We start from the raw sequence: 11449 nt of genomic DNA, 5'->3' as shown, positions 1-11449 counted from the left end.
GGGTGGGGGCGGGCGTTCGGGCCTGACGCCGGTTTTCTTCCCAGGACACGCCCAGCCGGTCATCCAGGGTCCGGGTCCAAGTGCGTTCAGCCAGACTGCGCAGGCGTTGCAGATCAGCGTCGGCCATGGTTTCGCCACCGAGATTGCAACGGGCCACGAAGGCGAAATCATTATCCAGTCCGGCCAGGCTGGCATTGCGTAATTCTGCCAGCGCTTGTTCGTCACCGCCCAGGGCAATGGCCTGCCAGTAGCTGATCCAGGCATCGCGCTTGAGTACCTCGAAACGGGTACGGATTTCATGGATGCGATCGGTCAGGGTTTCCAGTTTCGTGGCTTTGTCGACGACGTATTCCGGGGTGGTGATCTTGCCGCAATCGTGCAGCCAGGCGGCGATGTGCAGTGCCTCCCATTCATCTTCGGTCGGCTGATAGGCGCTGAAGGCGGGCTCCTGGCTGTTTGCCGCCGCCTGGGCAAGCATCAGGGTCAGTTCCGGCACGCGCTGGCAATGGCCGCCGGTGTAGGGGCTTTTGGCGTCGATGGCTCCGGCCAGCAGTTGAATGAAGGCGTCCAGCAGCTGTTTTTGCCGGGCTTGCAGGCGCTGGCTTTCGATACATACGGCGGCCGCGCCGGACACCGCCTGGAGAAACGCGATGCGGTCCGGCCGCAGTTTGTCCAGATCACTCTGCTCGCCACTGTCGGCCAACAGCAACACCTGCAGACCTACGGTTTCGTTGTGGCGATTGTGCAGGCGGATCCCGATCAGATGGACCCGGGGACTTTCCAGCGCGAGCAGGATTTTCTGCAGATCACCCGCCTGCTCGAAACCCAGGTTGCTGACGACAGTGTCGACGTTGGCCAACTGGCTCAGCCATGGGGGGCTTTGCGGGTTATTGAGCGAGTGTCCGCGGATGTCGAAGGCTTGCAGGTTTTCGGCGGTGTTATTGATGACCAGTCCGTGGGGTTCCATGTGCTCGCCGTCACCTTCGCGCAGGTAGATCAGGCCGGCCTGGGCCTGACCGATTTTCACGGTTTCAAACAACACCCGTTCCAGCAGCGGGGCGAAACGGGTTTCGGCACTGAGGCTGTCTGTGATCTGGAAGAAACTCGCCAGGGTGTCTTTCATCCGAGCCATCGACACACTCAACTGGTCGACTTCGAGCACCGGCGAGCGACGGGAAAGTGGAAAATTGAAGTCGAAACTGCGAATCGCATCGGCCTCCTGCACCAGGGCGCGTAAGGGTTTGACCAGGATTCTTGACGTCAGCCAACCCAGCGGTACGCATAACAGCAGGGTTGCCAGGGTAATGAGCGCACCTTGCCAGCGCATCCGGTACGCGTCGACGAGCAACTCGTCTTCCGGTACCAGTAGCGCCAGTTGCAGGCCTTGGGGGCCGCCTTCCTGCATGCTGCTGCGGGCCACGATCCACTGCCGGCCGCTGGCGTTCAGGCGACTGCCCTGAGGGGGGCTGTTGAGCAGCGCACCCAGGCTGGGGCTCAGGTCCGCCGCCTTGATCAGGCGGGACGTCTGATCATCGATGATCAGCCTGTGGCTGTCGGGGTAGGCAATGGCATTGCCTTCGGCATCGAACAGCACGATTTCGGTATTGGGGGTCACGACGTGCTTGGCCAGGGTCGCGCTGAGTTCGGCCAGGGTCAGGTCAGCGGCCAGGATTGCCTTGGCGCCGCTGCGTCGCGCCAGCGTCGTGCCGATGTTGTGAGTGGAAAAGAAGATATAGGGTTCGGTGGTGATCTGGTCATTGTCTCCGTGGGCGCTGGTAAACCAGGTGCGATTGCGTGGGTCGTACGTGTCGTTCAGGTTGTCCTGACGGCTGACAAGTGCCAGGTTCCGGTCGAAAAACAACGACTGGGAGTGGGCCTGGCCGCTGCTGTCGTGCTCGATGCTCCAGACTTGGTAAACCGCCGTGTCCGGTGCCTTGACCAGGGCTTTGACCGCTGGAGTGCGCAGCGGGCGGACCATGAAAAAGTCACCATTGTCGTAGCCCAGGTATAGCGAAGCCAGGTTGGGGTTGTCCTCGAGTGACTGGCTGAACGGTTCGAGCAGTGCCAGGCGCTGTTCCAGATCAGGGGACTGGCCCGCCGGATTGAGTGCCAGCAGGCTCAACAGATGACGAATGGGGTCATAGGTCGCGTGCAGGTCCAGCCGGACATCCTGCTCAATGCGGTTGAAGAGTTTTTCGCTGCCGGACAAGATGATCTGTGTGGTTTGCCGGTAGTTGAAAAGCCCCAGCACCGCCCCGGTCAGCAACAACAAAAAGGTGAACATCACGCTGATATGGACATGCAGCGGAAATCTTCGTGGATCCGTGCGCAGTGGGTCAGGCATTGCGGGTTTCTCCATGATGGTCAACACACTGCCGAGGGACCAAGCATAGTTAAGGCTCTGGGATTTTGCTTTCGTCGTAATGTTCGATCTGACGTAGCAACGCGTCCTCCAGCTCAAGCATGGCGCGCTCCATGGATTTGCAGCATCCAGCTACTTCTTCGCGATCGAAATCCTCATGGCAGGCGGCTTCGAGTGCCTCGCAACGGTCGATCAGGCGGGTGGCTTGTACTATCCGGGCCGCGCCTTTGATTTTGTGGGCAATGTCCAGCAGCGCCTGGGTATCCCCGGAGCTGGATAACGACAACAGCGTTGGCAGATCCTGGCGGTTGCTGTTCACCAGCTCGTTCAGCAATCGTCGGTTCAACATCGGGTTGCCCCCGGTCAGCAGTTTCAACCCGTGAAGGCTGAACGCCGGGGTTGCATGGGTTGGTTCAATGCTTTGCACCCATTGACTCAAGGCCCCGAGGCTGAGAGGTTTGAACAGGCAGTCGTCCATTCCGGCCTGTTTGCAGCGTTGTATTTCTTCCGGTTGGGCATTGGCGGTAAAGCCGAGAACGGTGCAGGGAGGACGATGGAGTTGTCGCTCATGCTGGCGAATGGCACGGCTCAGCTCATAACCGCTCATGACTGGCATGTTGCAATCGGCGATCACCAGATCAAAAGGCTGGTCCTTCCATGCCTCCAATCCCTCCTGTCCATCGGCCGCGACAGTGAAGCGATGCCCAAGAAACTCCAGTTGCTGGCAAGTGAGCAATCGATTGGCCGAGTGATCGTCGACTACCAGAACATTCAATGGGGTTGTGGCGACGACGATTTGGGTTTCGACCACTTGGGCTGACTGTTGCAACGGCAACGTTTCCAGCTGCAACAACACCTCCACTTGGGTGCCGATGCCCGGCTCGCTGCGTAATTGCAGGCTACCGCCCATCATCTCGCAGAGATTGCGGCTGATCACCAGCCCCAGCCCTGCGCCTCCCCTGGCCGATTGCATGGCGTGGTCGGCCTGAGCGAAGGGTTCGAACAGGCGTTGTTGATCCTGTTCGCTGATCCCGATACCACTGTCGTGAACCTGCACCCGCATATGCACACGCTCAGGTTGCGTTGCCGGGTGCAGGTCGACAATGACCCGGACCTGGCCTTGCTCGGTAAACTTGATGGCATTGCTGATCAGGTTGGACAACACCTGTTTGAAGCGCAATGGGTCCAGCAACACATCGAAAGTCGGGTTCGCCGACGAAAACTCCAGCACTAGCTCGAGTTCCTTCTGTCGGGCCAGACCTTCGAAAATCCGCACGACCGAGGTCACAAGTTCACCCGGATCAACCCGCTCCGGGCTCAGGCTCAAGCGTCCTGATTCGATTCTGGCGATGTCGAGAATGTCGCCGATCAATTCCAGCAACCCTTTCGCCGAGTTGTACGCGACATCAATGGCCGCACGCTCCGGGTGCTGATGATCAAGACGCTTGAGTGTCAGTTCAAGCATGCCGATGATTGCATTCATCGGCGTGCGGATCTCATGGCTCATCGTGGCCAGAAACGTGCTTTTGGCCCGGTTGGCGTTATCGGCGCGTTCTTTCGCGCAGCGCAGATCATCGAGCAGTTGCCGCCGCTCGCTGATGTCGATCCAGCCACCGATAATGCCTTGCACTTTTGCGCTGGAGTCCCGATAGGGAAGAATCCAGTGATAGATCGTCAGCCGCCGGCCACCAATGTGCAGCTCGCGATCGACGATCAACGGTCTGCCCTCGGCCACCACGCGTTGGTAGTCGGCCTGGTACTCTCGGGCTTCAAACACATTGCTCATCGATCCCTGCATGACGCTTTTGCCGATGACATCTTCACGCCGGGCGCAGAACGCTTGCAGGTAACTGTCGTTGCAACTTTGCAGCAGCCCCTGGCGGTCACGTACGTAGATCGGATGGGGCGTGCCATTGACCAGCGATCGCATGAATTCGAACTGATCGTTCAGCGCACGCTCGGCGGCCTTGCGCTGCTTGATCTGGCGTCGCATGTAGTCGTTCCACGCAACGGAAATCAGCAACAGCACGCCGGCACCGATGACAATTTGGTAGAACAGTCTTTGATAGTTGCGCCAGGTGCTTTGCGAGGACGCAGAATAGCCGCGCCAGCGACTGTTGATAATGCCCAGCTCTTCCGGCGAGATGCTCAGCAGCGCCTTGTCGAGAATGGCGTTCAGCTCTTTGGCGCCCAGAGCGGTAGCAAGGGAAAACGCCGCCTGCTCGGTACCGATGGTGGTGCTGATTTGCAATGTGTGCTCGAACAGCCGCGAGGAAATGAAGTAATTGGCAATGACCAATGAGTTCACCGCGCCCTCTGCCTGGCCTTCGGCGAGTAATTCTACGGCGCTGAAGGTGTCCGGCGTTTCGATCAACTTGATCCTGGGAAACTCACCGCGCAGGTAATCCATGAGTGGATTGCCGCGGGCAATGGCCAGGCGCTTGTCCTGTAACTGCGCGAGGTTGGTCGGGCTGTCAGCGGCTTTGCGGGTCAGCAGGACGTAGGAATTTTCCAGAAAGGGGCGGGTAAAGTTCAGCTGGGTTTGGCGTTGGGCGCTGGGGAGCAACGCAGCGATCACATCTACCTTGTTGTCCTTGATCTGTTTGATCATCTCGTCATCGCTTCGACTGCTCCGGATATCGAAGCGCAAGCCGGTACGCAGCCTGATCAGCTCAAGCAAATCCGCGGTGACCCCACGAAAATTGCCATTGCTATCGAAAAAGGTCAGTGGCGCAAAGGCTTCGTTGACGACAACTCGCACAATCGGGTGGTGGCTCAGCCAGCGCTCTTCCCGGTCAGTGAGTTGCAGCTTTTGATCGGTCAGCAGAATGTCGCTGCCGGCGCTCCAGCGTTTGGCGATGTTTTCTCGTTCACTGGAGGGGATGGCAGTGATCATCGCGTTGATGATGCCAAGCAGCTCGGGGTTGTTGCGGTTGACGGCGAAGCTGAAACCAAAGGCTTCATGTTTGCCGAAGTTGGCCATGCGGATGTTGTTCAGGTACCCCTTGTTGATCATGTAGTGAGTTGAAATGGTGTCACCGAGAAACACGTCCGCCTGATCGAAAGCAACGGCATTGATAGCATTCTGGTAGGACGGATAGGACGTGATGATCGCCTTCGGGTACAACGCCTTGACTTCCGCCAGCGGCAAGTAGTGATACACCATGCTCAGGCGCAATCCGGCCAGGCCATCGGTGAGGGATCGGGTTTCCCCTTCGCGGGTCACCAATACGGGTTGGTCGACGGCATAGGGTATGGACAGTGCAATGTCGGCATTGCCAGCTTCGAATCCATTGGCGGTGCCAAGCAGATCGACTTCGCCGTTCTCCAGCGCAGCGATCGCGGCCCCTCGGGAATCGAAACGCCGAACCGTGACGGGCAGACCGGTTACTTTCCCCAGGAGACCGGCGTAATCGGCGGTAAACCCTTCATAGTCCCGACCACTGGTGGTCAGGTCGAATGGGGGATAGTCCGGGGCCGACGTACCGAGCGTCAGTTGTTTTTTTTGTGTTATCCATTGTTGCTGGGATTCATCCAGCCGAACCTCCAGCGCTCCGACCTTCGAGCGGCTGAGCAACGTGTAGTTTTCATTGCCCGGTGCCCCGAGCAACGAGGTGCTCACGCATAGACCTGCGGTCAGTTGAATCAGATAGACCTTCAAACGGCTGGGCATCCAGGTTCTCACACGAGTGCGTTACGTTTTGCCATCTCGATTAGTTCAACCAGGGATTTGGCTTTGAGTTTCTGCATGAGGCGCTTTTTGTAGGTGCTCACGGTCTTGTTGCTCAGGAACATGCCCTTGGCGATTTCCTTGTTTGTGCGACCTTGGGCAAAAAGTTGCAAGACCATTAGTTCCCGGTCATTTACCGATTTGAACAGTTCCAGTTCGATACAGCGTGTTTCATCTCCGCGGATGGGGTTCAGCGCCTCGCTCGGGAAATAGTTGTAACCTGCAAATACCGCTTTTATGGCGCTGACCAGTTCACTGATGTCCTCTTGTTTGCAGACATAGCCCGATGCACCCGATTGCATGCAACGAATACCGAAAAGTGTCGGGCATTGTGCTGTCAGTACAAGTGTTTTAAGAGGGGTGCTCATTGCATTGAATCGGGACAGCACTTCCAGGCCATCCAGTTTTGGAATGCTGATGTCGAGAATGACCAGGTCCGGCATGCATTCGCGAACCATCTGCATGGCGTCGACCCCATTGTCAGTTTCGCCGACGACTTTGTAACCTTCATGCTCCAGTAACATTCGAACGGCAAGGCGGATAACCGGGTGATCGTCGACAATAAAAACGGAGTTCATAATCAAGTCCCATGCGAGCTCAAATAAAGCGCGCACCATAGCTCAGATACTAGAAGGGACGCATGAACTGACCGAGCTGTAGCAGCAATATAGGAGAAATCCTACAGATTAAAAAGAATGGGACTACGTATTAACTAGGTTTCTTATTAGGAAGGCTGAAAAAAGTCCAGCCCGTGGATGTGCATTAAAAGGAAGTTGTTTGTAGGTTTTTCACTTTGTGTTTGTCAGCTTTTATATGTTTTTTTCTATAGTGGTGCTGAGGTCAACAAGTTTATAAATTCAGATTGTTTCAGTGGTTTTATCAAGTAACCCAATAATGGCAGCCCGTGTTTAGTGGCCGTTTTTTCAAGCTCATCCAGTTCAGACGTCGTCAGGCTACTCAGAATGATCGCTTGCCTGATCAGCCCTCGCTGGCTGGCGAACCGGACCAGTTCGAGTCCCGTCAGATCGGGCAGGCATTGATCGCATAAAAGGATGTCGAACGGTTGCTCGGCCCCGAGCAGTTGCTGCAGAGCGCCTTTGGCGCTGTCGGTGGTCGTCAGCCGGGTGAAGCCATAACTTTCCAGCAGGCATTGAGTGGCTATTAGTTGGAAAGGATGGTCTTCCACCACGAGGATGCGTAGATCGTCTTCGGCCATGGGTGCACTTCATCTGTCGAACAGAAGGGAGGGCGATTGTTTCGCGAGAGTACCGGGCAAGCGATCAGTTTGCTCGCCATGTGCTGTAGGGCGATTCGACGAAACTTGAGTGCTGTTGGATGTTCAAGGGGGGATCAGCCATAACGAATGCCGTAATGGCTGACCAACCGATTCACTTCAGTGGCTGGCGCGGCCGGTCATTTCCAAAGCCATGTCACTGGCATAGCTGTCGGTCATGCCTGCGATGAAATCAATCATGCGCAAAAACGAAGTGTGCAACGGGCCGTGAGGGTCGGGTGCATTGTTGCCCAGCAGGTCAAGGATGCGGCGGCTCTTGAACGACGGCGTACGCCCATTGTGCTGCTCCAGCGCTGCACCACAAAAGGCGTTGAGCAGGATTTCCAGCGTGGTGTAGGCGCCGATCTCATGCAGGGTCTTGCGCTTGTCCTGGAAGATTTTCTTGCGGGCCATGTCCTTGGCATTGAGCACACAACGCTTGGCGGGACCGTGCATGTGTTCCACCAGATCGCCGGGCAGTGTACCGGCCAGCAACGCATCCTGTTGCTCGACGAAGGCGCGGGCCGCGGCATTGGTCAAGTGCTCGATGGCTTTACCGCGCAGGATAGCCAGTTTGCGTCGGCGCGAATCGTCGGGGCCGAGCTGGCGATAGGTCTCCGGCAAGTCATCGCCCACCAGCCCCAGCAGCAGGGATTCGACTTCGGCGTATTCCAGCAACTCCATTTCCAGGCCGTCTTCCAGGTCGATCAGCGCATAGCAGATGTCGTCCGCGGCCTCCATCAGGTACACCAGCGGATGCCGAGCCCAGCGTTGCTCCTCCAGTTGTGGCAGGCCGAGTTTATGGGCGATCTGCTCCAGCAGCGGTAGCTCGCTTTGATAACAGCCGAACTTGTGTTTCTTGTAGCCCAGCGAGTCGGCGTGCCTGGCCGTCCATGGATACTTCAGGTACGTGCCCAGCGTCGCATAGGTCAGGCGGGTGCCGCCGTCGAACTGGTGATACTCCAGTTGGGTGAGTACCCGAAAGCCTTGGGCATTACCTTCGAAATTCAGGAAGTCATTGCGCTCGGCCTCACTCATTGCATCCAGCCAGCCACGGCCGGCGGCTTGCTGGAACCAATGGCGGATCGCGTCTTCACCGGAATGGCCAAACGGCGGGTTGCCGATGTCGTGTGCCAGGCAGGCCGATTGCACCACCATCCCCAGGTCGCTGGGTTCGCACCATTCGGGCAGAGTCTTGCGGATGGTTTCGCCGACGCGCATACCCAGTGAACGACCCACACAACTGACTTCCAGCGAGTGGGTCAGGCGCGTATGAATGTGATCGTTGCTGGACACCGGATGGACCTGGGTCTTGCGCCCGAGGCGGCGGAAAGCCCCCGAGAAAATGATGCGGTCGTGGTCTTTGTGGAAAGGGCTGCGGCCGAGTTCTTCAGGGCTGTGCAGAGGTTTTCCGAGGCGTTCGCGGGTAAGCAGGGTGTGCCAATCCAAGGCGGGGTCTCTCCGTCAGGTGACTGATAGCCTAGCTTCCCGTTTCGCGCCATGACCTGCAAGCGGAACTACAACCTGGCGGCGTCGATATCGAGGCCTCCTTGTAAGATCTTTTTTGGAGGGTGCCTGTTGACCGGGTAGGCGCACAGGATTGCACCCCTCGATAGAGGGGCACATCCCGTCGATATGGCAAGAATACAGCCAGAAAAAACTGATCAGTCTTTGCGCGAAGAGCCCTGCATGATCAGTTTGATCAGCGGCCCCAGTGAGGTGCCGAGGCGGATCAGCCGGGTCAGGCTGCTGATACCACCCCCGTTTTTTGCACCCTTTCCGGTCAGAAAACCCAGCAAGGTGACGGCGGCCACGCCCCAGAGTGGAGCGTGCTTGATGCCGAAGCCGTCCTGCAGGTTTTGCGTCATCCCGCGCACCCGTTGCAAGGGTTGCAGCAGTTGCGCGGATTCGTGGCGGATTTCCTGACGGTGCATTTCCATGCGCAGGCGGATCAGGGCCTTGCGCATTTCCGCGCGCGAGCTGTTTTGTGGCAATTCAGGCAGGCTCATGGCAGCAGGCGCTCCCGATCGTTCGCCAACTCTTCCAGGGTGCCGTGGAAGGGCGAGGACTCATCGAAAATCGCTGCTCTCAGGCGCATCCCACAGAATATGGCGGCGAGGGAGTAGAACACACAGAGCCCGATGATGGCGGCCAGGCGATACGTGTCCCAGAACAGGATAAGCACCAGCGTCGACAGCCCTACCAGCAGCAGCAACGCAAACACCAGCGCCAGGCCGGCAAACAGCAACAGGCTGACGGTGCGGGCTTTTTGTTCCTGCAATTCGATGCCGAACAGTTCGACATGGCTGTGCAGCAACCCAAGGAAGGCAGCACCCAGGCGCCGCGATGAGGAGCTGGTTCCCGTCATGGACGGGCCGGATTCGCCGATCGACATATCAGCGCCGGCTGGCCAGCAGGCCGATCAGGAAACCCACGCCGGCCGCGATCCCGACGGATTGCCAAGGGTTGGCCTGGACATAGTCTTCAGTGGCGGTGACAGCAGCCTTGCCGTGTTCGCGCAGGGAGTCTTCGGTCAGTTTCAGGGTTTCACGGGCACGCAAGAGACTGTCGTGGATCTGCTCGCGCAACTCGTCGGCCTGATCGCCGGCCAGGGTCGCGGTGTGCTCCAGCAACCGTTCGGTGTCACTGACCAGTGTCTGAAAGTCGTTCATCAGGATTTCTTGAGCAGTCTTTGCCTGTGTGCGGGCCATGGTGGATCTCCTTAAGTGGCGTTCTGATGCGTTCGAGTATGAGCCTTCGGCGAAGGTTCAGTACAAATGGCTGGTACAACTTTTGCTGAGTCGTGGTGCGCCGGTCCGCACCATTGCGTTATTGCCGGGCATGATTTCAGTAAAACCGTAGGACCAACAATCAAAAACTCGCGTAAACGTCCGGGGCGCGTTTTTCCTGGGCGGCATCCGTGCGCCAAAGTGGTTCAACGGGATCAGTCTGCTGATCCCTGGAAGCTGCAAATTGGTGCATGGGCAGCCATCGCGAACTGCTTTGGTGCTTTTTTTCTGCCATAAGGTCTGCCCATTCCATGGAAAATCTGCAAAGCGCTGTGGACACCCTGGTCCATAGCTCCAACACGCTGTTCATTCTGATCGGTGCGGTCATGGTTCTGGCCATGCACGCCGGTTTCGCCTTTCTCGAAGTCGGAACCGTGCGACAGAAAAACCAGGTCAATGCGTTGTCGAAAATCCTCAGCGACTTCGCTGTTTCGACACTGGCCTACTTCTTTATAGGCTATTGGATTTCCTATGGCGTGACGTTCATGCAGCCAGCGGCCGTGCTCAATGCCGACCATGGCTATGGACTGGTGAAGTTTTTCTTCCTGCTGACCTTTGCCGCGGCGATCCCGGCGATCATTTCCGGAGGGATCGCCGAGCGCGCCCGGTTTGTCCCGCAACTGTGTGCAACCGCGTTGATTGTCGCGTTCATCTATCCATTCTTCGAAGGCATTGTCTGGAACGGCAATCTGGGCTTGCAAGCCTGGTTGCTGGAGCGCTTTGGCGCCGGTTTCCATGATTTTGCCGGCTCGGTGGTGGTGCATGCCATGGGCGGTTGGCTGGCACTGGCGGCGGTGCTGTTGCTCGGGCCGCGTAATGGCCGGTATCGCGAGGGCCGGCTGGTCGCGTTCGCGCCATCGAGCATCCCTTTTCTGGCACTGGGCTCGTGGATCCTGATTGTCGGCTGGTTCGGCTTCAACGTCATGAGTGCGCAAACCCTGCAAGGTGTCAGCGGGCTGGTGGCGGTGAACTCGTTGATGGCCCTGGTGGGCGGTACGGTGGCGGCGCTGATTGTCGGGCGCAATGACCCCGGCTTTCTGCATAACGGCCCGTTGGCGGGGCTCGTGGCAATCTGTGCCGGTTCTGACCTGATGCATCCTGTGGGGGCGCTGGTCACCGGTGCCGTCGCGGGGGCGTTGTTTGTCTGGTGCTTTACCGCGGCCCAAGGCAAATGGCGCATCGACGATGTGTTGGGTGTGTGGCCGTTGCATGGCTTGTGCGGCGTGTGGGGCCTGTCTCTTATACACATCTCCGAGCCCACGAGACAAGAGGCAACCTCGAAAGCCGACTTCTGC

Annotated in this window: 9 protein-coding genes; 1 reads left to right on the top strand and 8 read right to left on the bottom strand. The window is 57.9% G+C overall.

Annotated elements, in window-relative coordinates; all coding sequences use genetic code 11:
* The 8 genes from KGA96_RS29350 to KGA96_RS29315 all read right to left on the bottom strand — a co-directional run.
* Positions 1–2344: hypothetical protein (locus tag KGA96_RS29350; RefSeq protein ID WP_223516042.1), on the bottom strand; the 2344-nt coding region annotated here is incomplete at its 3' end.
* 49 nt (positions 2345–2393) lie between these two features.
* A complete protein-coding gene (locus KGA96_RS29345) occupies positions 2394–6035 on the bottom strand; it encodes a transporter substrate-binding domain-containing protein (RefSeq protein ID WP_223516039.1) in 3642 nt (1213 codons plus the stop codon).
* A gap of 8 nt (positions 6036–6043) precedes the next feature.
* Positions 6044–6670 (bottom strand): response regulator transcription factor, encoded by a 627-nt coding sequence (locus KGA96_RS29340; RefSeq protein ID WP_223465988.1) that lies wholly within the window; start codon positions 6668–6670, stop codon positions 6044–6046.
* Between the two features lie 245 nt (positions 6671–6915).
* Positions 6916–7308, bottom strand: a complete 393-nt coding sequence (locus KGA96_RS29335; RefSeq protein ID WP_223516036.1) for a response regulator — start codon at positions 7306–7308, stop codon at positions 6916–6918.
* Positions 7309–7485: 177 nt separating this feature from the next.
* Complete coding sequence (locus KGA96_RS29330) at positions 7486–8814, bottom strand: deoxyguanosinetriphosphate triphosphohydrolase (RefSeq protein WP_046040619.1); 1329 nt, start codon at positions 8812–8814, stop codon at positions 7486–7488.
* 215 nt (positions 8815–9029) lie between these two features.
* On the bottom strand, positions 9030–9374 hold the full coding sequence (locus KGA96_RS29325; protein ID WP_046040617.1) for a hypothetical protein: 345 nt from the start codon (positions 9372–9374) through the stop codon (positions 9030–9032).
* Entirely contained in the window at positions 9371–9760 is a 390-nt protein-coding gene (locus tag KGA96_RS29320) for a phage holin family protein (protein ID WP_046040616.1), read from the bottom strand. The genes KGA96_RS29325 and KGA96_RS29320 overlap by 4 nt, the downstream gene beginning before the upstream one ends.
* A 1-nt stretch (position 9761) precedes the next feature.
* Positions 9762–10076 carry a YqjD family protein gene (locus KGA96_RS29315; protein WP_046040614.1) on the bottom strand — a complete coding sequence of 105 codons (315 nt, stop codon included), beginning with the start codon at positions 10074–10076 and terminating at the stop codon, positions 9762–9764.
* A gap of 329 nt (positions 10077–10405) precedes the next feature.
* On the opposite strand from KGA96_RS29315, the gene KGA96_RS29310 reads away from it, so the two are divergent.
* The coding region (locus KGA96_RS29310; protein ID WP_223516034.1) for an ammonium transporter at positions 10406–11449 on the top strand (1044 nt) is incomplete at its 3' end.

The sequence above is a fragment of the Pseudomonas sp. GL-R-26 genome (genome assembly GCF_019947365.1).
Lineage (GTDB): Bacteria > Pseudomonadota > Gammaproteobacteria > Pseudomonadales > Pseudomonadaceae > Aquipseudomonas.
This window is presented reverse-complemented; position numbering and strand designations above follow the sequence as displayed.